This is a genomic window from Candidatus Wallbacteria bacterium, assembly GCA_028687545.1.
Taxonomy (GTDB): domain Bacteria; phylum Muiribacteriota; class JAQTZZ01; order JAQTZZ01; family JAQTZZ01; genus JAQTZZ01.
In genome coordinates, this window is record JAQTZZ010000006.1 from 24,761 (window position 1) to 50,070 (window position 25,310).

The window sequence follows — 25,310 nt, forward strand, 5'->3', positions numbered from 1 at the left end:
TGCTTAAATAGGAGGACCAAAGTGCAAAGAAAAATAGTCAAGATAGACAAAAATAAATGCAACGGCTGCGGGCTTTGCGTCGAAGCCTGCAATGAGGGTGCGATCGGGATCGTGAAGGGAAAAGCCAAGCTGCTGTCTGAAACATATTGCGACGGTCTTGGAACATGTCTCGCAGAGTGCCCTCAGGGTGCTATTTTTATTGAAGAGAGGGAAGCTAAGCCCTTTGATGAGCTGGCTGTAATTAAGAAGGAGAAGAAGTTGGCTTGCGGCTGTCCCTCTTCAGCAGCCCGGGAATTGAAGCCTGCTCCCAGAAAAACTCCGGCTGAAAAATGCGGCCCATCCCAACTCAAAAACTGGCCTGTGCAGTTGAATCTGATGCCAGTGAACGCTCCCTACTTCAAGCAAGCGGGCCTTCTGATCGCGGCTGACTGTGTTCCTTTTGCCTATGCCTCATTCCATTCCCAGCTGCTGGCCGGAAAAATATTATTGATCGGATGTCCCAAACTGGATGACGCCCAGCATTACATGATGAAGTTATCGGAAATTTTCAATGCCAATGATATTCATTCCATCACGATCGCCTTCATGGAAGTCCCCTGCTGCCATGGACTGGCAAGGCTGGTGAGGCAGGCGCTTGAGCAGTCTGGTCAGAGAATCTCCATCACTTTGATCAAGATCGGAATCAACGGTGAACTGCTGGAGAAAAGCAATGGCTGAAATCCGTCATGTCCTTACAATATTGGCTGTTTCAGACCTTAAACGTGCTGAGAAATTTTACAACGAAGCCTTTGGATTCAAAACCAGGGTGAATGTACCGGTTTACATTGAATACGAGCTGCCCAACGGAATCAGCTTCGGGATCTACAAGAAGGATTCGTTTGCAATCAACACCGGTGAAAAACCTTTTCTGCCCCCTTCAAGCGCTATTTCCGGCTGCGAGATTTATTTTCATTGTGACGATCTGGATCAGGCCATCCGGAATCTGAAAAAGGCCGGGGCCAGGATTCTTTCAGAGAGAAAGACACGCGACTGGGGTGATGAGGCAGCATATTTCGCAGACCCTGACGGGAATGTGCTGGTGCTGGCACAACCTATTCTTAAGTAGGGGTGAACGGCCGTTCACCCCTACTTGAATCATTTCGGTCACGGTAATACAATTCCTTCATGCTGACCATAGTTCTCTTGATCATTTCCAATGTTTTCATGACTTTTGCCTGGTACGGGCATCTGCGTTACAAAAGTTCCGCGCTCTGGCTGGCGATTCTGGTGAGCTGGCTGATCGCTTTTGTGGAATACTGCTTCCAGGTGCCTGCGAATCGATACGGTTCAGCAAAGTTCACTACTGCCCAGCTCAAGACGATCCAGGAAGTGATCACTCTGGTGGTATTTTCGATCTTTTCAGTGTTATATCTGAAAGAACAGTTCCGCTGGAACTATCTGGTGGGTTTTTTCTTCCTGGTAGTGGCTGCTTTTTTCATTTTCAGGAAATGGTGAATTAGTATAGGCTCCTAATCCTTCGAGCTTCTTACAATTAATATTGTTAGAAGCTTCCTATTATCACGCTGGAAGCCTTGAACATGGCGGTTACGGCAGAGCCGGTCCTGATCCCAAGGTTTTTTACGCTCTCGTCAGTGATCGCTGCGGTGAGTGTATTTCCACCAGGCAGCTTTAAAATCACCTCTGAATTGACCCCGTCTGACATGATTTTCTCTACTATGCCCCGATAGATATTTCTGGCACTGGTTTGGAAGTCTTCTTCAACAGTCAGGATCACCCAGGATGCTTTCACCAGGCCGCAGGCCTCATCTCCGATTTTAAGCCTCAGATTTTCCAGGCTCTGATTGGTGATAGTGGCTGCGATGCTGTCCCCGCCCTTGAGTGAGAGGACTACCTCTGCATTCAAAGTGCCCTGCTTGATCAGGGAAACAGTGCCGTAAAAAAGATTCCGCGCACTGGTCTTTAAAAGCATTTTTCTGAAAAACTGATAAGATTCGTCGAAATCGTCGAGAGCGAGGCGCAGAAAATCCAGTAGTTTCTGCTGTTCGGTTTCAATCTGGCGGAACATGGTGACCATTTTAAGCCCCTTTCCCGTGAGCCTGGTTCCACCACCGCCTGAACCTCCGCTGGAACTTTCCACCAGTGGTTCGTCTGATAGATTATTGACCCTGTCGATGGTGTCCCAGGCGGTTTTATAACTGATGCCGGCAGCTTTAGCTGCCTTGGTAATCGAGCCACATTCTGCGATTTTTTCCAGGAGCAGTACAGAGGGATTACCCAGAAATTCATGATTATCTTTTTTCAGCTGCAGAGATGTCTTAAGAGAGATTTCATGATCCGTTTTCCGCTTCATTGTCTATCCTCATTCGATTTTTTTGATCAAAACCGGCAGTCTGAGCGTAAGAAAATCCAGTGGCTTTCCTTCGAATTTTCGAAGTCTGCCTGACAGCGATCTGATCTTATCAGCTACTGCCTGATCCAGTTCGGACCGGCTTGAATTTCTGATGAAATGCAGGTTACCGAGCGTTCCGTCTGAACGGACTTCGAATTCAACTTCCAGGCGCTGGTCGCTGCGTACTGAAAACTCATAGTTGAGTTCCTGCACTGTCCTGGCTATCTCCCCCTGCACATAGGTGAGGTAACTTTCCTTGAAGCTCAAGTATTCAGCATTTGAATCGTGACGATCGGCCTGAGGGGTAGTTGAAAGAATAGCGATACCTGCCTGCGCCGGTTTATCAGCAGGAGGCGGGACTGAGCTGAAAATTGATGCAACAGGAGTGGCAGGCTCTGAGTGCTTCTCAGGTTTTCTGACCTGTGCATCAGATTTTTTCCTGACTGGCAGTTTTTCAGGTTCATGGATCACCGGTTTTGGTTCAGGTGGTTTCGGCTCGGGCTTAAGTTCGGGTTTCGGAAGTGGCGGGGGTGGAGGAGGTGCAATCACTGCCGGAAGTGGCGCGGGAACTGGAACTCTTGCCACCATCAGGGAGATTCTGGATTGCAGCGGAAGACTGGATGATCCTTCGCAGATTGGATACTGCAGGGCCAGGGCATGCAGGGATAAAGAGATAGCCATTGCCGCTTTAAAATTCATTGTATATCAGGTCACTCAAGGTTATAAACCAGATTTATCTTCGGGTTACGATAACTCAAAACATCAAAAACGCGGGCAAAATCGTTGAATCTGCATTTCCTGTCCACAGCCAGTGTCACAGTATCGTCCGGAAGCGGGATTGTCTTCAGATCTTCAAGTGATGCTGGTTGTTTGTCTACCAGGATCGATCCGTCAGCACCCAGTTCGACGAGCTTCTGGGGAGGACCGCTGATCTGGTCCCGCTTTTCGGCTGCTGCGGGCGGGACAATGTCCAGGTAATTAAATTTGGCGAATGAGGTGGAGAGTACCAGAAAAATGATCAGCACAAGCAGCACATCAATCAAAGGGGTGAGGTACATGGTTAAAAGCGGATGTCGGTCCAGGTAGCTGAGTCTTTTCATTTCAGTTCCGGTTAGAGAAAATTTTTCGGAGTCTGAGCAGAGCATCCCTGTTTTTCAGGTCAAAATACTGCAGCATGGCTGTAGCAGGGATTGCGATCAGGATGCCGGTGAAGGTGGTGACCAGTGCTTCCCAGATGCCTGTGGCAAGAAAGGACGGATCAGTATGATAGCCTGTGACTGAAATGGCGCGGAACATTTTGATGATTCCGGAGATGGTGCCCAGAAGACCGATCAAGGGAGCGGTACTGGCCGCAAAATAAAGCACTCCGAAATAACGGGTATTCTGGCGGTATTCATCTTCCCAGAAAATCTCCTCCTGTTCACTGTTCTTACATCCTCCTGCAGCGAAATCCTGATATCTCTTCTGCCTTGTTTCTAGATGTCCTTTTTTAAGGGACTCGTCAAGATCGTGGTAACTGGTTTCCAGTCCCCTGAAATAGAAATAGCGCTCGATCATTACACAGACTGTTAAAACCGAGAGCGCGAGCATGGGGTACATGAAAACAGCCCCCATTTTCAGATAATCAAGGAATGTCATCTGCATTGAATTATCCCCTAAATTTTTTTCAGGAATTTCTGCAGTTGCGGAGTCCGGGTCAGGCAGACTGTCTGAAATGTGCCTGCCGGAGCTCCGGGCAGGCCGCCGCCCCCGTGCTGATAATAATCCAGCACCTGGCGCTCGTCGGGAAGCAGCACTGAGCCGACCAAGTCAATCCCGAAATCAAAAAAAACATCGGAAAAAGGAACAGTCGGACCAAGCAGGATCCGGTACTTTGCATTCGGAGTCCGCCTGATCACTTCTTCGAAAGTACCGTTGACCAGGGTCAGGCCGGTCAAAAAGAGCAGTTCGGTTTTGGAAAGCAGTTGATGCGAATCGCTCCACAGAATGTCGCCTGGGCCTGGAGACAGTTCGACTATGTCGACAGGCAGGCCCTGGTCGCGCCAGCGCTCAGCCAGGGGAAAGTGGCCGATAAAAGCGGTTTTATGGCTTGCGGCAAGCTTTTCAAAGGCATCGATGGCATCGCCTTCAAAGTAGAGATCCGGCAGAGGAAGCGCGCTGCTGATGCAGGCCATGCCCAGTGAGGCCTTCAGGCAATTTCTGCTCTCAAGCATTTCCACTGCCACATCCCGCACTTTCCTTCCCACCAGTTCCTTCAGATAACAGCGGTGATGTGTCTGCGAGTCATCATCCAGTCCGGGCATGCCTGTGATCATGATCGCCATGCCCAGGCGTTTCGACTTTGCGAGCACTGCATTTACGAATGTATAAAATTCCTTGAGTTTGATTTTAGGGTCGATCCGGCTGAGCAGGGCGTCGCGCAATTTACTGTCCATGATATTCTCCATTTAGCGTTATATAATGATTTATATCACAAAGCCAGTGGACTGTAAACAGAGTTTTAATGCAGGGACAGTGCTGGAAAAAGCGTTTAAGTGACCGGTTAAGCCAACTGGCCATATGATGATTCAATTAAACTAAGGAATTGTTCCTGCGGAGGAGTTCAAGGCGTCGCTGAAGCCTTGCTATTGGTAGAATCACACCGAAGCAAGTTGCTGAGGTGGTCACAGCCGCCGATAAGTGTAGCTGGCACAAGAAGTGCCAGCGGAACGACCGGAGCAGGAATAATTCCTTAGTTATTATTCAGGGTCCCGCATGTGTCTGATCTGCACGCCTTCCTGCACAGCCTTGATCTCGGCGCTGATGGCCAGGGCAATCTCCGCAGGCTCCCTCACTCCAAGATTGAAGCCGATCGGGGTGTATACGCGGGGACCGATTTTCAGACCTTTTTTCTCCATCATCTGTAAGGATACTGCTACCTTGGCTCTGCTGCCGATCATGCCGATGTAAGGAATTTCCGGGATTCTCAAAAGCTGCTCCAGTACCTCCTGATCATGGACATGGCCGTATGTCATGATCACGCAATAGGACTGGGCTTCAGGCTTGATCTTATCGGAAATCTTAGTAAATTCTCCCAGAATCAGTTCAGCTTCGGGGTATTTTTCTTTTGTGAGAAACTCCGGCCTGTCGTCAAAGACCTTACAGGGCCAGGAGAGGATAGCGCAGTACTTGGCAAGCTGCTCGCCTATGTGGCCTGCACCGAAGATCAGCACTTCCAGAGCTTTATCAGGATACACGGGCTCGATGAAGACAGTGGTTCTGCCGCCGCAGAGGGCCTTCTTTTCCTTTCCGTCTGCCGTGCTGACCCATTCTCCGCCGTCAAGTTTGTATTCATGGATCAGGGTTTTGCCGCTTTTGATCGACTCGATTGCCCTGGCGATGCAGTCGTGTTCCAGCGCGCCACCGCCCACAGTGCCTGCAATTTCTCCCTTTACGTTCACAGTCATTTTAGCGCCGGGTTCCCTGGGAGTCGAGCCTTCAATGCTGATGATCGTCACGAGCGCGCAGGGAATTTTTTCTGACAGCCAGTGGTTGAGTCTGGAAAGCCACATGCCATACCTCCAATATAAGCCATGCATGTTGAATTGATGCAAACCTTCTTGGCAAAGCATATCATATCTTTGGAAGTAACTTAAAGTGGAGGACTGAATGTCCAGGATTTTTGAAGACAACAGCATGAGCATTGGAAATACACCGCTGATCAGGCTCAACCGGATTGCAAAAGGCCTTGGAGCATTCCTGCTGGTCAAAATCGAAGGCCGCAACCCTTCGTATTCTGTTAAATGCAGGGTTGGAGCTTCCATGATCTGGGACGCTGAGAAAAGAGGAATCCTGAAGCCTGGAAAAAGCGATGTCACTGTGATCGAACCCACCAGCGGCAATACGGGAATCGGCCTGGCTTACGTCTGCGCGGCCAGGGGATATCCGCTGATGCTCACAATGCCTGAAACCATGTCCATGGAACGGCGTAAGATGCTGCAGGCCTTTGGCGCCAGACTGATACTTACTGAAGGAACGAAAGGGATGAAGGGAGCAATCGACAGGGCCGAGGAAATTTGCGCACTGGAACCTGACCGATATTTCCTGCCGCAGCAATTCAAAAATCCAGCCAATCCTGAGATCCATTTCAAGACCACTGGCCCTGAAATCTGGAACGATACAGACGGGCAGATCGATATTTTCGTGGCCGGTATAGGGACAGGCGGCACTATCACAGGAGTCAGCCGATACATCAAGCAGATTCAGAACAAAGCGATCCTCTCCGTAGCTGTGGAACCATTGAATTCACCGGTACTGACGGCAATCAGAAACGGAAAAATCCCCAAACCTGGCCCTCATAAAATCCAGGGGATCGGTGCCGGCTTCAAACCTGAGATTCTCGACCTGAGCCTGGTGGATGAGATTCAGACTGTTTCCGATGATGAAGCCCTCGAATTCGCCAAGAGACTGCACCGTGAAGAAGGGGTTACTTGCGGCATCTCGAGCGGAGCGGCTGTAGCAGCAGCCATGCGCATCGCCGGATCTTCTGTTCATAAGGGGAAATGCGTTGTGGCCATTCTCCCGGATTCAGGGGAGCGTTATCTGAGTACAGAGCTGTTTGGATGATTTTTGTAACAATTTCCCAGTTGTGCGCTATATATTAATATATAAAACGAAAACGGGTGACAATTTGGGTTCTTCGGCTGTCAAGCGGACTTTAATGTTTATGATCTTCTGCGCTGCACATCTGCTCATTTTTTCCATGCTTCTTAAAAAAGTTCCAAGTCTTAACGGTGTTTCCAGCTATGACTGGCCTACTAATCTCATGTTCCTCTGCGGAAATTTCTGGCTGGTTTTCTGTGGTCTGAAATACAAGCAAGCCCTTCCTGCATTCAGCTGGAAAAATTATCTGGCAGGGTATCTGCTTCTTCTTTTATTCGTATATCTGATCAACAAAAGAGAATTGCTTTTCCTGATGGCCATTTTTCTGTATGCAGGGATGTACCACAATAAAAGGCTTACTGTCTATCTCTATCTTTTCCTGTTTTCGCTGATTGCGGTGAGTGCATACTGGATTTCAGGATTCCTGATCCTGGCTTTCATCTACGCTGTTTTAAGCGGGTTATGGGAACGCCTGAGCAGCGGGTTTGAAAAAGTGCTGGCCTTGTCGGGCGGACTGATTCTGCTGCTGGTGATTTTCCCGCTGCTTAACCTGCTTTTCCAGTACCAGCCCCAGACCCTGATCAATGCCTGCGGTCCGGAAATATGGAATGCCATGCAGCTGAGTGCAGTCACAGCGCTGGTCTCAACCCTGATGATTTTCGTGATGGGTGTCCCGCTTGGCTATATCATGGCCAGGAACGATTTCAGGCTGAAAGCCGCAGTCGATGCTTTGATCGACCTGCCGATCATGGTTCCCCAGACAGCGGCAGGAATCGCCATTCTGGTCCTGGTCGGTCCTAAAACACCTCTGGGAGACTTTTTAGCTCAGCAATTCGGAGTGTCTTTTGCCGGAACAGCCATCGGCATTATCTGCTGCCAGATCTTTGTCAGTTTCCCGTTTCTGGTTCGGTCTGCGATCAATGCCTTTGAAGCGGTGGACGTGAAATTCGAAAATGCCAGCCGCTCGCTGGGTGCATCTGCAGCCCTGACTTTTTTCCGGATCACCCTGCCGCTTGCCGCGCCTGGGATTTTCAACGGCTGCATCCTGAGTTTTTCCAGGGCTCTCTCCGAAGCAGGCAGCCTGATGATAGTAGCTTACAGGCCGAGCACGATCCCGATCATGATCGATGACACATTCAATCAGTTCGGCATGCGGGAGGCAGCCCCGATCACAGTAGTGTTTGTGGGCATCTGCTTCTGGGGGTTCATTTCTTTGAAATGGTTTTACGAGAGCCATAAAAAAAGGCTTTCCAGAGCTTGATTCTGGAGGACACTTTGTTTCACAAATTATTTAACGAACCTTTCCTGCCTGTGATGGGAAGCTGGATCGACGGCCTGCCTGTAGTGCTTGTTTTTCTGATCATGCTGATCGGAATGCAATGTCTTCTTCAGCTTAAGCCTTCCAAACTCCTGCGCATGAGGAGGTACATTCAGGCTGCGTCTCTACTGGTGTTCGTTTTTTTTGTCTACGAGTGCCTCTGCGTGATGCGTCTCGCCATGTTCGGGTTGACTGAGATCGGACGTGATGATCTGCTTTCATTCGCGCATCTCAGTATATTCGCAGTTGTCGGCGGTTTCGCCTTTTTATCCGGACGGCTTTTCTGCAGCTTCGTCTGCCCGCTTGGATTTCTTCAGGAGATCGGCAACCGGATCACACCGGTAAAAACGAATCGGGCAAAGCGCTGTCTGCTGGGACTGCTTCTTGTTTCAGCTCTTTGCATCCTGTACAAAACTTTGCCCAGCAATGAATTCGCTGTGGAATATGTAACAGCTATCTTTGCACTGATCATGCTCTTCAACATTCTCCTGGCTTTGCTGAAACCTGAATGGGAGCCGGCACTTTTGAAATTCAGATTCGTATCCCTGATCATATACGGACTTTTAAGCGCTTCCAGCGTTTATTTCAGCGATGCCTGGTGCCCTCTTTATGGATTTGAAATTGATGCTTCTTCGATCATTTCCATCAACATCGTGATTTTCAGCTCTTTCCTGGTGACAGCCCCCTGGTGCAGATTCATGTGCCCGACCGGACTGTTTCTGGCCCTGATCGGCCGCCAGGCCTTATTTCAGATTGAATTGAATCCAGCCGGGCTTTCAGCTGCCGGTCGCAGTTCCTGCCCGGAAGCCGCGATCAGCAGAGACTGTATCGACCGATTACTCTGCATCAACTGCGGCACTTGCAAGGCTACCTGCGGATCTTCTTTTGGTGCTTCGCGATGAAGCCGCTTTGCTGTCTTTTTTCATTGCTTTTCTTTTTGATCACGGCAGATCACACCGCCTTTGCGACTTCAGAGACCAATCTGGAATGGGTGATGGCCGGCGGAGACTCAGGGCGGAGCTATTGTTCAGACCTCAATTTGAACAGCCTCAATCAGCTCTGGACTTTCACCCTCGATTCCCATGTCTGGGAATACAGGCAGAAAATGAGCGTCTGGTCCGAGTCGGCAGTTGCAGGCAATCCGGATGGAAACCTGCGGATATTCATCGGCTCCTATGATCATAATCTCTATTGCATTGATGCAAAAGACGGCAGGGAAATCTGGCGCTATACTACCGGAGCTGCGATCAATTCCAGTCCGCTTTATTTCAGGTTAAACGGCAAAGCTTTTGTGCTGGCCGTGTCTACAGACAGGGTGGTTTACTGCCTGGATGCTTTAAGCGGAAAACCGGCCTGGACTCGCGAGATTTATCCCTGGAGTTTTACAGTATATGACGCAGTGACATCTTCACCGGTATTGGCGGAGTCCGGAGGAATGCAAAGAATCATCCTGACTATCTGGTATTCGGACAAAAAGATGTTCAAACCAGTGCAGAAAAGCGAAGTTCTCAGCCTGGAACCTTCAACAGGTGTAATAATCTGGAGAAAGACTCTGGGAATGATGAATGTTTTTTCCCCTGTTTCAGCTGTAATCAATGGACAGGACAAACTTTTTGTGACTTCAGCGGATGGAAACCTTTTCTGCCTGTCGCAGGATTCCGGAGAAGTCCTCTGGAAATTCACTACATCATTGCAGATAACCTCTGCACCGGTAGTTTCGGAACTGGGGACTAAGGTTTATTTCGGCACAATGTTCGGGGTTTATTATGCGATCGACGCAGTCAAAGGGAAGGAAAAGTGGAAAGACAAGCTGGGCATGAACATCGTCTATCCCGGCAGTCTGGATCAAAGCAGCAAAACAGTGATAGTTCCTGATTTCGACAGAAACATCTATGCCATCGAGACGGACGGCGGAAAAATTCTCTGGAAATTCCGCTGCGGAAAGTACAATTCCTCTTCCCCGGTGATTTTCAAATACAAAAACAGGCAGGTTGTGCTGGTCGCATCTTTAGACAACCTGCTCTACCTGCTGGACCTGAAAACAGGAGATAAACTATGGGAATTCAGCCTCGGGGGCAAGCTCTGGTCATACGATACCAGGGGGCAGACTCTCTGGCCATCACCTCTTGTCTGCAGAACTAACGGCAGGGGTCTGCTGGTAGTTCCCTGGTATGACGGAAAGGTTTATGCATTCGGGGAATGATCCGGACGGCCCCTTCCGGTTCCATCAGTCTCCGCAGTATTTCAGAAGTTCAGCCGGGATTTTCGTTTTATCGCTTGGAATGCAGGGTCTGAAAGGGTTCTGATGATTGCGTTCGATGATCTGTTTTCCCTCATCAGACAATAAAAATTCCATGAACATCAGGGCCAGTTTTGGGTTGGAGGCACTTTTGGGAATTGTGGCGGCATAGCTGATCTCAGTACCTTTCATGATTGAAATTGTGTCTGGAGTTTTTCCGGTGATTTCAATCGTTGCGCAGGCATAGAATTCATTGAATTTAGAAGAACCAAGATTGATCTCATCCGGCAGATTCAGATATTTCAGCTTGTGCTGCATGGCTATTGATTCATACAAGAAGGCATAATCCAATGCGTAATTCTGAAGAAGCGCTACAAGTTCGATACTCATCGGTCTGATATTGGCGGCAGGACAGTTCCGGGAAAGCGCTTCTGATAGTTTTCCTTTGACCTGTTCTTTATAGTAATTGTCCGCAAGCTTCCAGCAGAGAATAGCTCTATATCCGTCAGGGTCAAGATTCTGATCCGAGTGTCCGACTTTGATTTCCGCAGATGTGAGAACTGACAGCCAGTTTTGCTCAGTTATCTCTGAACCGAATTTTGAATGTTCGGTATATGCGATCACCATCCGGTTGCCGGCAAAAATAACGTACCAGTCAGATTCGTTCGGCATCAGCAGATCTTCGATCACCAGGTAATCGGCGGAGAGGATGAGATCTGCCTTCCTTTTGAGTTGAAGCACTTTCCAGCAGCAGGCGCGGCTGCCGGAAGCTTCAGTGTTGACTTTGAGACCTGGGTTTTCCAGCTGGAACTTCTCGACAAGGTCTTTCATCGGCCTGGCCAGACTTCCGGCATAGAAAATGGTCAGAGACGGTTCTGGACTGCCGCAGCCGGTGAGCAGCGCAAGAATCAGGAAAGTCAAAAAACGGGTGTGCAGATGTTTCATTCGTTTTGTCTGAGCCTCTTATTATATCCTATTATACTGCGCTCGGAAATTATCTGTTACAGCAACCATGCTCGCTGAGGGAATAAGTCATTGTAACAATTATCGGCCCTTCGTTATATAATATATTATAGAACGGTTTGCTGTGAAACTCGATAACGATAAATTTAAGATGTTCATGGAACAGCCGCTGAACGGAGTGAATGGATGAGATGTAATTATTGCGAATGGCGTTGTGATCTCAGCGCAGGGCAAGCCGGCGTGTGCAGGATGTACCGCGAAGAACAGGGAGCAGTCAAAGAGCGTTTTCCCATGCAGTGGAGCGCTTGTTCGGTTTCAAGGATGGAGTCCATGCCTTTTTATCACGCCCATCCTGACAGCCGGACTCTGACCATCGGAACATATGGCTGCAATTTCAGCTGCCGTTATTGTTCAAATGCCCATGTCGCCCGTCGTGACCCTTTAGAATTCAAAGCTGAAATGAACGGAATGGCTCCTGAAGAACTGATCCGCATGGCCTTGAAACACGGGTGCCAGAACATCGTCTTTAATGTGAATGAGCCGGCAATGTCGCTGCAGAGCTTGTTGAAGCTGAAACAAAATGCAGACCAGGCCGGCCTGCCGATGGGTTGCCTCACCAATGCCTATACCACTGAGGAGTCGACTGAGATACTGGCAGCGATTTTTTCCTTTCTCAATATAGGCCTTAAAGGCTTTTCTGCGGAATTTCATCGCAATTACATTGGAATTGGAAGCATTGATCCCATCCTGCGAAACATCAGCAGGCTTGCAAAAATCAGGCACATTGAAGTAACTACACCCGTGATTGAGGGTGTCAATGATTCTGAGCTGGGTGCAATTTCAGAATTTATAGCAGGCATTGATCCGGATATTCCATGGCATGTTTTCCGACTCCTGCCTGAACATGAGATGAAAAGTGTTGCATATCCCAGTATTGAAAGGATCAATCAGTTGCTTCAGACAGCACGTAAAAAACTGTCATATGTGTATTTCCACAATTTTGTAGGTTCGGACTGGGTCAATACGGTTTGTCCGGATTGTGGCACCAGAGTGATTGAACGCTTCAGTTTGGGTTGCGGAGGCGACAGGATGGACAAGTTTTTGTGCAAAGAAGGCAATCAATGCCCATCCTGCGGACGCAGGATAAAAATTCACGGCAGGCCGTATCAAACTGATGTTAAGGAGGCAACATGAGCATAGTGATTGTTGATGCAAGAGAATGGCAGAACATGCTTGACCTGAAGACAGGGGAAAAAATTCAGGTGGAAAACTATTCTACGGAAATATTGCGCGGGGTGCTGCAGAGGCACCATTATCCAGGGGATGTGGATCAATTGAGCAACCGCTGGGTCAGCGAAACTGCTCTGGACCTGATCGGACAATATCATCCGCAGCTGGTCTGCCTGATGTACAGCAGGCAGTATTTTATCAGCCGCTTCAATCCCTTGTCTGAAACGGAAAGAATCCGCCTGCTGGAAGAAGTTTTCAGTGAAGTTGAATTTATGCTCGCACAATCCGGATACACACCTGTCATAGTCGGCACAGGCAATCTGACTGAGCACATAGCCGAACTGGACCTCAACGGACTGGATGGGCTGGCTATTTCCGGCAACTGGTCTGCGCGTTATGCAGGCCTGCATAAACCGACTCCAAAAGATCTGGCATACTTGTCAACTCTACCTGAGATTGAACGCATTGCAGCCAGACAGGAATTGATTGATCTTTTCCCCGGAGCCGAATGCATTCTGGAGCGTATTCCTGAGTATCTTCTGGTGGCAAAAGAAGGTTTTACTTTCAGAACTTCAGGCACTCCTGGACGTAAAATTTACCGAGTACCGGGCATCTCTTATCAGATTCCTGTGGCAACCCCGCTTGGAAATGTTGAAACAATTACCGGTCTGCGCAAACTGGTAAGGGACAATCTGAAAGACCATAAAATAGCTTTGATCATTCTGGAGGGAATCGGGGAGCAGGATTTCAGGACGCCATATTCAGCATCTAAAAACTCGATGGGCTGGTATTATTATGAACCAGGTGAAAATCAGCTGCTCACAATGTCTACAGGCACACAGCAGGTCTTTGCTTTTCCCAATGGATACAATTATCTGGAAGAAAACGATAACAAGGAATTTCCATTTTCCGGCTACTTCAAGAAAATCCCGGCCGGCACGATTGCTGAAGACTCCGGCTTCAGAAGCATTGCTGTGGGAAATCACAGCATGCATACGCATATGGTATTTGGAGCTGACATCTGCGTGGAATGCTTTGCCCGCAATCTTTACAATCAAGGGTGCATGGGCGTGATCCACAGGACAGCTGAAATTCAGCAGGAAAACCATTGAGCAGCCTTAATTAGAAATGAAAATCCGGTTTGAATACTTAATAATCTGAAATGGACAAAGATGATCAAGTTAAAAAATTTATCTCTTTATCTTGATGGAAAAACCAGGAATCTGGAGATTTCTGAACTGGAAGTCCAACCAGGTGATTTCTGGTATCTGGCAGGCAGGAACGGCAGCGGCAAAACCACGTTGCTGGAATATCTGGGTGGCCTTTCGACTTGCTATCCACAGGCACGCTTTGAAGCGGAATCAACGGAAAACAGCTATAAAAAGAGCTTTGTAGTATTGCAGAACATTGATTCTCCTTTTTTCTATGACACAGTTGCCAATGAACTTTCCCACAGCCTGATCCAGCAGGGCGGTGAAGATTCCACTCAGGCTCTCACGACTTGGGCTGAGAAAATCGGACTGAAAGATAAACTGGAGCTTCCGGTGCGCACACTCTCGGCTGGTGAAAAACAGAGACTGATCCTTGGCATTGCTCTTATTTCACGGCCTGACCTTTTACTGCTGGATGAACCTACCGCTCATCTGGATTCGCTGGGCAGCGATCTGGCGCTCGGAATTTTCAGGGAATTCCAAATCCAGGGCGGAACGATGATGATCACAGACCATAAAACACGCGAAATCAAGGGTCAGCAAGGTCATTTTCTGGGACTGGAAAAAGGTGGGGTAGTATCTTCTTGCGTCTGGAATGGAAATACGATCAATTCCGCTCTGATTGAGCGATTCGGGCTTTATCCTGATCAGCATGCGGGTTCGGCTGGCAATCGTGAGCAGGGAGAATCTGTAATCAAGCTTGAGTCTTTCGGGATCTGTTTTGAAAACGGCAATCAGCTTTTTCAGGATGTCAATCTTGAGCTGAAAAGGGGACAATGGATTCATCTCTCCGGACTGAATGGGACAGGCAAGACTACCCTGATCAACCTGATTCTGGGTCGGATAAAGCAATCCGCCGGCACGATTTGCAGGAAACCCGGATTAAAATTCGGTTATCTTCCGCAGAATTTCCGTTATTTCGCTCAGTGTGACACATTCGCTGAGGAAATTGAGTTTATAAAAAAAAGGAACATCAACAGCCTGAACAGTGATGATCTGATTGAAACGCTCGGGCTGAAACATCTGCTTGAGCGGGATCCCTTGTACCTGTCAAGGGGTGAATCTCAAAGGGTTTTTCTATTTCTGGCGCTGCTTTCGCGGCCTGATGTGCTGATCCTGGATGAGCCTGCCTCAGGCCAGGATTTTCAAAGCCTGACCGCCATGATGGGCGTTCTGGATAGAATGGTAGCCCAAGGAATGGCGCTGATACTGGTGAGCCATGAAGACTGGCTTGGTTCATACGCGGATACGGTCTGGGAGATAAAGGAGAAAAAAATATGTTCAGATTCACGCTGAGAGAAACTGTCCTGATCGGTGTAATGGGCGGAGTCTGGGGTTTTCTGGAACTGACCCTGGGCATGGTGTTGCATAATTTCCGGGTCCCTTACCGGGGGATTCTCCTCGCTTCGCTGGGATTTTTCGTGATGCTGACTCTGAAGCGCCTGGTGCCTCGCTTTGGCAGCATTCTGCTGGCCGGTCTGATAGCAGTAGCCATCAAGCTGCTGGCAGCCAATGCCATGATCGCCAACATCATGCTGGCGATTTATCTGGAAGCCATCGGCTGGGAATTCATCTGCCATTTTCTGCGGAAGCGGAGCTTGCTGTTAACTATTTTCGGAGGAATTTACACTGGCTTTGTCTGTTCCTCTTTTTTTATTATAGGGATGATGCTGTTTTCAGGCATGAAGTGGGAACAGGTGTATAAAATGTACAGAAGTCAGGCTGAATTTTTTACCTCCTACATGCCTCAAGGCATGGACCCTGTGGTGGTCTATCTGATCTTTGAATCGATGCTGGCTCTGGTTTTTGTAAGCATAGCCGTGCGCTCAAGCGACCGGCTGATCAAACGCTTTACGAGGTTCTCAGGTGTGCCTCTAACAAAATGTTCACCCGAGACAGAGCATGATATCAACATTTTGTAAGAGGCTCTCATGAAAAAGCTGCATCCATTTAGCTCTCTGGCTCTGATTTTTTCCCTGATCCTGCTGGGAAGATTTGAGAATGTCATGCACGCTCTCTGCCTGTCAGGCATTTACTGGTTTTTTTCCTGGTACCTGATCAGGGAAAGAATCTGGAAAGTGCTCAATAAAGGTCTGATTATTCCATTGTTGATTTTTTCCCTGTTCTATATTCTGCTGACATCTGAACCGCCCTATTTGTTTCAGTCCGGCTGGCTCAGAGTCGGACGGACAGCAATTGTTCAGGCTTTCATGATGACAGTGAGGATGCTGACATTTCTGGTGATGGTGCTGACCATGATTCAAAAAAGCGACCGCACTGACTGGATGAATCTGATGCTGAAATTCGGGCCTCAGAAATCCGGGCTGATGTTCGGAGTCGCATTCAACCTGCTGCCTGTGCTGCAATCCACATTCGAGGAATTTTACTGGTATCTGAAGACCAATGCTTTCGGTAAATTTGAGATCATGAGAATGATTGTTCGATTTCCCTATGTTCTTTTGACCTACAGCCTTGTCCATGCCGAGGATATTTATAAATCAGCCTATGCCCGCGGATTTCAGCATGGTTTTCCGATCAAGCGAAAACCGCTTACACCTGACAAATGGAATCTGACTCTGATCCTGTTCCTGCTGGCAGTGAATCTCTCTGCTCTGACTCTTGGCTGGGATAAGCTTCCCCCAATCGCTCACTTTACCTATACACCGTGAAGACCTAAAACCTGAAGTGCTATAATTAGCATGGAGAAAAACGAAATGCGGCCTAAAACAATCGATCCTTTTTACCTGATGTTTTCCCTGCTGGGAGGGATTGTACTGCTGTTCGTCGTGGCACCGCTCGCAGGGATGTTCTGGAATGTATCTCCTGCAGATTTAAATGGAGCGCTGATCGATTCTGAAGTGCAGAGCAGCATCTTTCTGACGGTATTTTCATCCATGGCAGCTACCCTGATCTTTGCGATTCCGGCGATCCCGCTCGCCTATCTGCTGGCCAGATTCAAATTTCCGTTGAAACGGCTGGTGACTGGAATCATTGAAATGCCTGTAGTGATACCCCATTCAGCTGCAGGTATCGCCCTGCTCGGCATGCTCACGCGGGACACTCTGCTTGGGAAAACCGCCGGGTTTTTCGGCCTGCAGTTCGTGGGCGGAGCGCTTGGAATTATGATGGCGATGGCTTTTGTGAGCCTTCCTTTTCTAATCAATGCGGCACGCGACGGTTTTGCGGCTGTTCCGGAGCGGCTGGAAAAAGCTGCTCTAAACCTTGGCGCATCGAGGCTTCGAGTGTTTTTTACCATCGCACTGCCACTGGCGCTGAGGTCCATCATTTCCGGCCTGATTCTGATGTTCGGCCGCGGCATGAGCGAATTCGGCGCGGTAGTGATCATCACCTATCACCCCATGATCACTCCGATCCTGATCTACGAAAGATTTGGAGCTTTCGGCCTGAAATACGCCCGGCCTGTGGCTGTGCTTTTTATCATGATCTGCCTGGTATTCTTCATACTGCTGAGACTGATTTCGAGGGAAAAAGATGGAGACACTTAATCCAAATCATTGTGCAAAATGCGCCCTGCTGAAGGTTGAAAAGCTTTCTAAAAAATTCCCGGATTTTTTTCTGGACAATGTTTCCTTTGAAATACAGGAAGGTGAATATTTCATTCTTCTCGGACCGTCAGGGGTAGGAAAAACTGTCCTGCTGGAATTGATCACAGGACTCAGCACCCCTGATTCCGGACGGATTTTCCTGGATGATTGCGAAATCACAAACACTGGAATCCAGGAGCGCAGGATCGGAATGGTATATCAGGATCAGATGCTGTTTCCGCATCTGACTGTGAAGCAGAATATTGCCTATGGTTTGAACAGCCGTCACCAGCCCCGTGAAGAGACAGGCAGAACAGTGGCAGAACTCGCTGATCAGCTGGGTGTTTCAACTCTGCTGGACCGCCTGCCTGAGTCATTATCAGGCGGCGAACGCCAGAGAGTGGCTTTAGCGAGAGTCCTGGCGATAAAGCCCCGCTGCCTGCTGCTGGATGAACCCCTGTCAGCGCTTGACCCCGGCTCCCGCAGCGAGCTGCGGCGGATTCTGCGGAAAATTCATCAGGCTGGTAATACAATCGTGCATGTCACACATGATTATGAGGAAGCAGTTTCTCTGGCTCAGAGGATCGCAGTGATGGATGAAGGGAGAATCATCCAGACCGATCTGCCGGAAGAGGTTTTCCTGCATCCCAGATCCGCCTTTGTAGCCAGATTCGTGGGAATCAGGAATTTTTATCACGGGGAGCTTAAGGGCCAAAGCAGTGAAATAAGGGAATTCCAGACCTGCGGAAAGACAATTCATCTTACCACAGTGGAATGTGATGGGCCTGGTTTTATCATGATCGCTTCCAGTGAGGTCACGCTTTCCAGTAACAGACCTGACTCCAGCGCCAGAAATGTCTTTGAAGGTGTGATCATCGACATCGCTCCGGTTCTGTCAGGAATCGAAGTGATGGTGGAGGCGGGATTCAGGATTTCTGCTCTGATCACAAGGAGCGCCAGAGAAGAAATGCATCTTTCCAATGGGGCGAAAGTCTGGGTAAGCATCAAGGCAACTGCTGTCAAATATTATCCCCAGTAAATTCAAGCTGATCTCTTTTCCTTTTACCTTGTCATTTCATTACAGATCTGCGATATATAAGATATGAAGGCAATCTCAGATCTGGACCGTTTTGAAGTTTTCTGCTGGTTTTTCACCTTTCTGGCGATTTTTTTTCTGGCCGGTCCGGTGATGGCTCTGTTTGTCTCCTTAAAACCTGCTTTTTTCTATCAGGACGCCTTTGATCCTGAAATCTGGGAGTCCTTGAGACTCACCTTGTTTTCAGGGTTTGTTTCGTCGATTTTTGGAGTGCTGACTGGCATTCCCATGGCTTATGTCCTCTCGATATCCTCCCGGAAAGTCAGGACGATCGTTGAACCTTTGATTGAAATTCCAATCATACTTCCGCCAGTGATTGCAGGAATTTCTCTGGTCTGTTTTCTTTCTCCAGACTTCGTTGTCGGAAATGCCTTTTCCAGAATCGGGATCCATTTCATCAGTTCGATTTACGGCATCATCGCAGGCATGTACTTCGTCGGTGTGCCTTTCATCGTAAAAACAAGTCTGGCTGCCTTCCAGGAGATCGACTCCAGAGTGGTTAAAACTGCGAGATGCCTTGGAGCGTCAGGTTTTAGAGCATTCATGACCGTAATACTTCCGCTTTCCGCACCACAGGTGTTTACAGGATTCATACTGATGCTGGGCAGGAGCATCGGGATCTTCGGGACAGTGGTATTGATAGCGTATAATCCTAAAACAATTCCGGTTCTGGCTTACGACCGTTTTCTCTCCTCAGGCATGGAATCAGCCAAGACTCCTGCCGTCATCCTGGTCCTGCTCTCTTTCGTGTTCTATGCGATGAGAAGATTGACGATCGGCGGGAAATGATATGCTTAGAGTAAGCGGCCTGACTTCTTCTCTCTCTGATTTCAGCCTGGCAGTGGATGAGCTTGAAATCCAGGGCTCCACATATTTTGTGCTGATGGGTCCGTCCGGAGCCGGAAAAACTCTGCTCTGCGAATGCCTGACAGGATTCAGGGCAATGGATGCCGGCAGGGTTGAACTGTATCAGCGTGAAATCACCTGCCTGAAGCCCGAAGAAAGAGGAATTTCTCTAGTCCATCAGGAACACTGCCTGTTCCGCCATCTGGATGTTTTTGAAAATGTGGCTTACGGACTCCGCTGCAGAAGAGTCTCTCAAGCGGAAATTAACAGGACCGTCAACGGGATACTGGAAAAAATCGGGATCCCGCAATTAGCCAGGCGCAGGATGGAAGAGCTTTCCGGAGGTGAGCGCCAGAGAGTGGCCCTGGCCAGGGCAGTCGCGGTGAAACCAAAGTTGCTGATCATGGATGAACCGCTGAATTCGCTGGATATCATGTCCAAGCGTGGAATGATGGACCTGCTGCTTTCGCTGAAGAGTGAGTTCAATCATGTGACGCTTCACGTCAGTCACGATCTGGAAGAAGCTTTGTATCTTGGCGACAGGATCGGACTCCTGCTGAACGGGAAACTGGTCCAGACAGGCGAAACCGGTGCAGTGGTTCTCAAACCTGCCACCATTGAGGCAGCTCAGTTTTTCGGCATTGAAAACATCTACCGGGTCACAGGAAAAGGAGGAGGCGGGGTAGCTCTCAGTGAGGGATTTGCCTTTTTGGTTGATTTCCCGGACAGAAACTTCAAGTATTGCTGCATTCATTCAGAATTGCCGAGGCTCTATCGGGAGCAGAGTACTGACGGATCCAGATATCCGGGAACTGTAAAAGCAATCAGAAAAAGCGGCAAGCAATGGATAGTCAAGATCGATCTTGGGATGGAATTGACAGTCAGACTGTACCATGACCCTGCTGAATATTGTTCAGGCAAGGTTTTCGTGCAGTTCCCGGATGAAGCGATTCATTTTATCTGACACTTCGGATCCAGCTGAAGGTCCGCTCATCCGGTTGTGCAACAAAAGGCAGGATGCCGGGTAATAGATACTCAGGAGGTATTGATGAAATTATCGGTCCTGATCTGCCTTTTAGGATTCAGTGCAGTTTTCGCCTGTCCGGCCTTTACTCTCAAGGATTCCACATACAATGATATCAAACGGGCCTCGTCAAAACTCTTTTTCGGGCTCGTGGCTGAGATCAACAAGTTCGAGGATACCGGCACAGGGGAAACAGAAACTCTGAAAACCCGCTGGGACGGTATTTCACTGATCTGGGTCCAGTTCCAGACCAGGCTGGAGAATTGGCTGAACATGATTCCTGCGAACCTCGGCAGGGAAGAATGGATCAAGGCATTGAACGATTTTCAAAGACGGATCAGCGATGTGAGGAAACAGATCCGCTCGGGAAGTGTTGAAGTGGCCCTTTCAGACATGGCTGAGATCAAGATTGAACTTCTGCTGTTTTTCCACTACAATTTCCTGGATGCCGCTAAAAACTCAGCCGTGAATGGTGACAAGGCGTTACTGAAAGAAACCATCTCAGACATCACCTGGCTGAAAAATCTGCCTCCCTCTGTACAGGAATTTCAGAAGCGGATCAGTGAACTTTACAACAATTTCGACGATACTCACCGGAAAGAATTCATCGAATGGAAAGAAAAGATGAAAGTGCAGCTCAAAAAAGACTTGAGTGAATATTTTGAAAAGAACAGCTGGTATTAGCGGAGGTGCCTGCTTTTGATCAGAATCGAGAATCTTTCCCGCAGTTTCGGCAAATTCAGCCTGAAGAGGATAAATTTCGAACTCCAGAGCGGGGAATTTCTGCTTCTGTCCGGTCATAATGGTGCCGGGAAGACCCTGCTTCTGGAAACGATTGCCGGATTCTGGAAACCGGATGAGGGAAGAATTTGCATCAATGGCAGGGATATGCTTGATCAGCAACCGGAAATGCGGGGAATCGGATTTGTTTACCAGGATCTCTGGCTTTTCCCCCATCTCTCGGCCAGGGAAAATATCTGTTACGGGTTGAGGATTCAGCATAAAGGGAAACGGGAAATCGATGAAAAAATTGCATTCCTCGATAATCTGATCGAGCTTCGGGATCTCCTGTCACGGACGAATGTTGCTCTCCTGTCTGGAGGGGAGCGTCAGAAACTGGCACTGGCGAGAACCCTTGCAGTTGACCCGGAGATACTTTTTTTCGACGAACCCACTCATATGCTGGATAACGACAGCGTAGCCGTGCTTAACAGGATTGTGGCCCACCTGAAAAGAGAACAGCACAAAACAATCATCTACATCAGTCACAGAGACGACAAAATCAGGGAACTGGCTGACAGGACGATTACACTCAAAGACGGGGAAATGGTTTCCTGAAATCTTCTGGATAATTTTCCGCATTTATCAAGGCACTGGTTGCAGTCTATGCAGTCCAGCTGATGAATTTTATAATCCATCCCGCACTCTATCGCATTCGTGGGGCAGGTCTTGCTGCAGGCATTGCATGTTCTGCAGGGAGAAGTAATCCGGATTTTGTTGATGCAGAATAACTTGAGCAGCGAGATTAAAGCGCCGGTAGGGCACAGCCATCGACAGTAAACCCTGCTGATAAAAAGCCCGCAGCAGAGGAGCAGCAGGCTCAGGGCCAGAGACAGTCTGCCGGGAAAATTGAAGGTGAAGAAAAAGTTAAGCGGCTCCCAGTTGAGAAAAAACGGATTTGCCAGTCTGAAATAAGCTAAGATTGAGGCAATCAGCAGGCCGAAACGGATCAATCTTGCCTGACGATCAATTCCGGCTGGAATCTTAACAGCTGTTTTAAAGGGGCTGAAATTGAAAATAAGTTCCTGGGTCATGCCAAACGGGCAGAGATACCCGCAGTAAAATCTGCCGGCCGGAATTGAGGCGAGCAGGCTCAGCAGGAAAAAAATCCAGGGAAAACCCGGGCCTTGCTTCAGAAGCGGGATCAGCAGCAGGATGCCGGGCATTGAAAGCTGAAGATTACCCCATAAACCAAGGACCAGGGTGTTGGCAGCGAGAAGCAGCCGTCTGTCCGGACCAGGCCTTTTAAAAAACGAATAAAGGCTGATCCAGAGGACAATCCAGGTAAGTATTGGCTTGAGATCAGCCCATTTCATTTTGGGATGTCTCAGCGGCCTGAAAGCGCCGCCTGCGAATTTTTCACGATAAATCCTGCAGACTGCAGCGATTTCGTCTCTGACCCCTTTTGAGGAAAATGTTGCTCCTGCTACAGTGTCGAGGTCCCCCATTTCCAATGAATCAGTCGTTTTCCCCGAAAATTTACTCGGATAACTCTCAGCCAGCAACCGGGAAAAATATTCAGGAGTCTCATTGTTAGGCAGAACAAAAACACGTTCCACCCTGTTGTCGGCTATTAATACAATCAGTGGGACATGTCCGGCAAAGCCCTTGATTTCAGGGCATAACTCACTGCTCTCCAGGAGTATTCCCAGTTCGCGCTTGAAAAAGCCCTTTTTTAACACCGTCCAATGAGGGACAGGAGTTTGAGACAGGACAAAATCTGCTGTACCGAAGTAATCGATCTCTACTGAAGTCAATTTATCAGAAATAACCGCATTGGCTGAGACCAGGCTGGAGAAAATCAGAAAAAAAAACAGGAACACAGGCATCATTCCATTATATTCGAGCAAGGGAAATTTTGCTTTTGTTATTTATAATATGCCGGTGTGAGCCTTGGGTAATGCTTGAAAAATTTCGGATTGCAGGCATGGTTGCAGTGATGGAGTAGTTTCCGCAGGAGCCGGATGCCGTCAGCAGTCAGAAGCTGATGTCCTTTTTTATCTTGCAGGATTTTACCTAAGAATTCCCTGAAATGGGCTTTGATAATAGTTGAAACTGTTTTTCCCGGTATTCCCAGGAATTTTCCGGCTTCACTCAACTGACAGGCTTTTGGAATCCCCTCGCTCATGTTAATAACCCCCTTTTATTCTCTCCCCCGATTTCCAATTACATATTGCCCATTTCTTCTTCCAGGGCAACTACCGGTCTGGGAAGATCTTGAAGGTTATGGTATATTAATGGAAAAATCGCTGTTTTTCGCTGCAGGAGGCTTTCATGGCGGAGATGGAGAGGGAAAGAGCCAAGGATTTTATCCGGGAGATTGTGACGCAGGACATGGAGTCAGGGAAACACAAGAAGATAATCACCAGATTCCCTCCAGAACCTAACGGTTACCTCCACATCGGACATGCCAAGGCCCTCAGCATCGATTTCGGTGTTGCCGAAGAATTCGGCGGTGTCTGCAGCCTGCGCTTTGACGATACAAATCCTGCCAAAGAAGAAACCGAATATGTAGATGCCATTCAGCAGGACATCCGCTGGATGGGATTTGACTGGGGAGACAGGCTGTATTTCGCTTCCGGTTATTTTGAGCAGATGTATGAATGGGCTCTGCAGATGATCCAAAAAGGGAAAGCCTATGTCTGCGATCTATCCGCTGAGGAACTCAAAGACTGCGCGAATCGAGGTACATTGACCCAGCCGGGCAAAGACAGCCCTTGGCGCAACAGGCCTGTGGAAGAAAATCTGGACCTGTTCCGCCGCATGCGCGAAGGGGAATTCCAGGATGGAACCCGTACCCTGCGGGCCAAGATAGACATGGCGCATCCCAATCTGAACATGCGCGATCCGGTAATGTACCGCATTCTGCACAAGGAACATCATCGTACAGGCGGCAAGTGGTGCATCTATCCCATGTACGACTGGGCACACGGACTGGAAGACTCCATCGAGGGAGTCACCCATTCTCTCTGTTCGCTGGAATACGAGGATCACAGGCCGCTTTACGACTGGTTCCTGGATGAACTGGGAATCTACCATCCCAGGCAGATCGAGTTTGCCAGGCTGAATCTCAATTACACAGTGATGAGCAAGAGAAAACTTCTGGAACTGGTGCGCGAAAAGATAGTGGACGGCTGGGACGACCCGCGCATGCCGACTCTCTGCGGATTGCGCCGCCGCGGTTATACTCCAGCCGCCATCCGTGATTTTCTGGACCGCATCGGTGTGGCCAAGAACAACAGTGTAGTGGATTATGCCCTGCTCGAGCACTGTCTGCGGGAGGACCTGAATAAGAGTGCCCCCCGTGTGATGGCTGTGCTCAAACCCATCAAGGTAGTAATTGAAAACTATCCCGAAGACAAGATGGAAATGCTGGACGCAGAGAATAATCCTGAAGATCCGTCCGCAGGTACCAGGAAAGTACCGTTTTCCAGAGTGATCTATATCGAAGAAGATGATTTCAGGGAAGATCCGCCTAAGAAATATTTCCGGCTTTCTCCGGGTGCTGAAGTGCGGCTCAAGCATGCCTATTACATCAAATGCGTAAGCGTAATCAAAGACGGCAGCGGCATGATCACTGAACTGCGCTGCACATATGACCCGGAATCGCGCGGAGGCGGCACGCCGGATGGCCGCAGGGTCAAAGGCACACTGCACTGGGTCTCTGCCGGCCATGCCATCTCTGCTGAAGTCAATCTCTATGACAACCTTTTCCTGGTGCCTGATCCGGACGCAGGTGAATATAAAGCCAGTCTGAATCCCGAATCACTGATCAGGCTTAAACAATGCATGCTGGAGCCGGGCTTGAAGGATGCTAAACCGGGAGATCGCTTCCAGTTCATGAGGCAGGGCTATTTCTGCGTGGATCCTGAGCGCGCGGACGGGAAACTGGTGTTCAACAGAACAGTACAGCTGACAGATACATGGGCCAAGATCGAGAAAAAAGGTTAAAGCTGTTGAAAAACTCTGATCTGCTTTGTTGCCCTCACCATGCGCGGCTCACCGTATGATTAAATACGTTTCGCCTT

Annotated in this window: 28 protein-coding genes; 19 read left to right on the forward strand and 9 right to left on the reverse strand. The window is 48.8% G+C overall.

The window, feature by feature from the left end; translation table 11 throughout:
* Positions 1–21 precede the first annotated feature (21 nt).
* Genes PHW04_04125 through PHW04_04135 form a run of 3 tightly spaced genes read left to right on the forward strand, consistent with a single transcriptional unit; the run spans position 22 to position 1,494 of the window.
* Entirely contained in the window at positions 22–717 is a 696-nt protein-coding gene (locus PHW04_04125) for a 4Fe-4S binding protein (GenBank protein MDD2715067.1), read from the forward strand.
* Entirely contained in the window at positions 710–1,105 is a 396-nt protein-coding gene (locus PHW04_04130; GenBank protein MDD2715068.1) for a VOC family protein, read from the forward strand. Before PHW04_04125 ends, PHW04_04130 begins: the two co-directional genes overlap by 8 nt.
* 59 nt (positions 1,106–1,164) lie before the next feature.
* A complete protein-coding gene (locus PHW04_04135) occupies positions 1,165–1,494 on the forward strand; it encodes a DMT family protein (GenBank protein ID MDD2715069.1) in 330 nt (109 codons plus the stop codon).
* 46 nt (positions 1,495–1,540) lie between these two features.
* Here PHW04_04135 and PHW04_04140 read toward each other — a convergent pair whose 3' ends face one another.
* From PHW04_04140 to PHW04_04165, 6 genes are all read right to left on the reverse strand, one after another.
* Positions 1,541–2,350: a TOBE domain-containing protein gene (locus PHW04_04140; GenBank protein MDD2715070.1), complete on the reverse strand. Its 810-nt coding sequence runs from the start codon at positions 2,348–2,350 to the stop codon at positions 1,541–1,543.
* A gap of 9 nt (positions 2,351–2,359) precedes the next feature.
* Complete coding sequence (locus PHW04_04145) at positions 2,360–3,070, reverse strand: hypothetical protein (GenBank protein MDD2715071.1); 711 nt, start codon at positions 3,068–3,070, stop codon at positions 2,360–2,362.
* Between the two features lie 29 nt (positions 3,071–3,099).
* Positions 3,100–3,489, reverse strand: a complete 390-nt coding sequence (locus PHW04_04150) for a biopolymer transporter ExbD (protein ID MDD2715072.1) — start codon at positions 3,487–3,489, stop codon at positions 3,100–3,102.
* 1 nt (position 3,490) lies between these two features.
* On the reverse strand, positions 3,491–4,033 hold the full coding sequence (locus PHW04_04155; protein MDD2715073.1) for a MotA/TolQ/ExbB proton channel family protein: 543 nt from the start codon (positions 4,031–4,033) through the stop codon (positions 3,491–3,493).
* 11 nt (positions 4,034–4,044) lie between these two features.
* Entirely contained in the window at positions 4,045–4,824 is a 780-nt protein-coding gene (locus PHW04_04160; protein MDD2715074.1) for a DUF364 domain-containing protein, read from the reverse strand.
* Positions 4,825–5,127: 303 nt separating this feature from the next.
* Positions 5,128–5,940: an XdhC family protein gene (locus PHW04_04165; GenBank protein MDD2715075.1), complete on the reverse strand. Its 813-nt coding sequence runs from the start codon at positions 5,938–5,940 to the stop codon at positions 5,128–5,130.
* Between the two features lie 97 nt (positions 5,941–6,037).
* Here PHW04_04165 and cysK point away from each other — a divergent pair, with 97 nt between their 5' ends.
* The 4 genes from cysK (at position 6,038) to PHW04_04185 (ending at position 10,551) form a co-directional block, all read left to right on the forward strand.
* Positions 6,038–6,994 carry a cysteine synthase A gene (gene cysK / locus PHW04_04170; GenBank protein ID MDD2715076.1) on the forward strand — a complete coding sequence of 319 codons (957 nt, stop codon included), beginning with the start codon at positions 6,038–6,040 and terminating at the stop codon, positions 6,992–6,994.
* Between the two features lie 100 nt (positions 6,995–7,094).
* Entirely contained in the window at positions 7,095–8,291 is a 1,197-nt protein-coding gene (locus PHW04_04175; GenBank protein ID MDD2715077.1) for an ABC transporter permease, read from the forward strand.
* 14 nt (positions 8,292–8,305) lie between these two features.
* Complete coding sequence (locus PHW04_04180; protein MDD2715078.1) at positions 8,306–9,250, forward strand: 4Fe-4S binding protein; 945 nt, start codon at positions 8,306–8,308, stop codon at positions 9,248–9,250.
* A 23-nt stretch (positions 9,251–9,273) separates the two neighbouring features.
* Complete coding sequence (locus PHW04_04185; GenBank protein MDD2715079.1) at positions 9,274–10,551, forward strand: PQQ-binding-like beta-propeller repeat protein; 1,278 nt, start codon at positions 9,274–9,276, stop codon at positions 10,549–10,551.
* A gap of 24 nt (positions 10,552–10,575) precedes the next feature.
* Here PHW04_04185 and PHW04_04190 read toward each other — a convergent pair whose 3' ends face one another.
* A complete protein-coding gene (locus tag PHW04_04190) occupies positions 10,576–11,532 on the reverse strand; it encodes an extracellular solute-binding protein (GenBank protein ID MDD2715080.1) in 957 nt (318 codons plus the stop codon).
* A 204-nt stretch (positions 11,533–11,736) separates the two neighbouring features.
* Here PHW04_04190 and PHW04_04195 point away from each other — a divergent pair, with 204 nt between their 5' ends.
* From PHW04_04195 to PHW04_04245, 11 genes are all read left to right on the forward strand, one after another.
* Positions 11,737–12,744, forward strand: a complete 1,008-nt coding sequence (locus tag PHW04_04195) for a radical SAM protein (protein ID MDD2715081.1) — start codon at positions 11,737–11,739, stop codon at positions 12,742–12,744.
* The gene (locus PHW04_04200) at positions 12,741–13,892 is read left to right on the forward strand and encodes a hypothetical protein (protein MDD2715082.1); all 1,152 of its coding nucleotides are present in this window, start codon (positions 12,741–12,743) and stop codon (positions 13,890–13,892) included. The genes PHW04_04195 and PHW04_04200 overlap by 4 nt, the downstream gene beginning before the upstream one ends.
* 60 nt (positions 13,893–13,952) lie before the next feature.
* Entirely contained in the window at positions 13,953–15,287 is a 1,335-nt protein-coding gene (locus tag PHW04_04205) for an ATP-binding cassette domain-containing protein (protein MDD2715083.1), read from the forward strand.
* Complete coding sequence (locus tag PHW04_04210; GenBank protein MDD2715084.1) at positions 15,269–15,913, forward strand: hypothetical protein; 645 nt, start codon at positions 15,269–15,271, stop codon at positions 15,911–15,913. Before PHW04_04205 ends, PHW04_04210 begins: the two co-directional genes overlap by 19 nt.
* A 9-nt stretch (positions 15,914–15,922) precedes the next feature.
* A complete protein-coding gene (locus tag PHW04_04215; GenBank protein MDD2715085.1) occupies positions 15,923–16,660 on the forward strand; it encodes an energy-coupling factor transporter transmembrane component T in 738 nt (245 codons plus the stop codon).
* A gap of 30 nt (positions 16,661–16,690) precedes the next feature.
* Positions 16,691–17,497: an ABC transporter permease gene (locus PHW04_04220; GenBank protein ID MDD2715086.1), complete on the forward strand. Its 807-nt coding sequence runs from the start codon at positions 16,691–16,693 to the stop codon at positions 17,495–17,497.
* The gene (locus tag PHW04_04225; GenBank protein MDD2715087.1) at positions 17,484–18,575 is read left to right on the forward strand and encodes an ABC transporter ATP-binding protein; all 1,092 of its coding nucleotides are present in this window, start codon (positions 17,484–17,486) and stop codon (positions 18,573–18,575) included. Before PHW04_04220 ends, PHW04_04225 begins: the two co-directional genes overlap by 14 nt.
* Before the next feature lie 63 nt (positions 18,576–18,638).
* Positions 18,639–19,421 (forward strand): ABC transporter permease, encoded by a 783-nt coding sequence (locus PHW04_04230; GenBank protein ID MDD2715088.1) that lies wholly within the window; start codon positions 18,639–18,641, stop codon positions 19,419–19,421.
* A gap of 1 nt (position 19,422) precedes the next feature.
* Entirely contained in the window at positions 19,423–20,442 is a 1,020-nt protein-coding gene (locus PHW04_04235) for an ATP-binding cassette domain-containing protein (GenBank protein MDD2715089.1), read from the forward strand.
* 84 nt (positions 20,443–20,526) lie between these two features.
* Positions 20,527–21,186: a hypothetical protein gene (locus PHW04_04240; protein ID MDD2715090.1), complete on the forward strand. Its 660-nt coding sequence runs from the start codon at positions 20,527–20,529 to the stop codon at positions 21,184–21,186.
* 15 nt (positions 21,187–21,201) lie between these two features.
* The gene (locus PHW04_04245) at positions 21,202–21,840 is read left to right on the forward strand and encodes an ATP-binding cassette domain-containing protein (GenBank protein MDD2715091.1); all 639 of its coding nucleotides are present in this window, start codon (positions 21,202–21,204) and stop codon (positions 21,838–21,840) included.
* Here the strand turns inward: PHW04_04245 and PHW04_04250 are convergent.
* Both PHW04_04250 and PHW04_04255 read right to left on the reverse strand, forming a co-directional pair.
* Positions 21,768–23,111: a 4Fe-4S binding protein gene (locus PHW04_04250; GenBank protein MDD2715092.1), complete on the reverse strand. Its 1,344-nt coding sequence runs from the start codon at positions 23,109–23,111 to the stop codon at positions 21,768–21,770. The two genes, PHW04_04245 and PHW04_04250, sit on opposite strands and share 73 nt — an antisense overlap.
* A 38-nt stretch (positions 23,112–23,149) precedes the next feature.
* Positions 23,150–23,410 (reverse strand): hypothetical protein, encoded by a 261-nt coding sequence (locus PHW04_04255; protein MDD2715093.1) that lies wholly within the window; start codon positions 23,408–23,410, stop codon positions 23,150–23,152.
* A 146-nt stretch (positions 23,411–23,556) separates the two neighbouring features.
* Here PHW04_04255 and PHW04_04260 point away from each other — a divergent pair, with 146 nt between their 5' ends.
* Positions 23,557–25,233 carry a glutamine--tRNA ligase/YqeY domain fusion protein gene (locus tag PHW04_04260; GenBank protein MDD2715094.1) on the forward strand — a complete coding sequence of 559 codons (1,677 nt, stop codon included), beginning with the start codon at positions 23,557–23,559 and terminating at the stop codon, positions 25,231–25,233.
* Positions 25,234–25,310 lie beyond the last annotated feature (77 nt).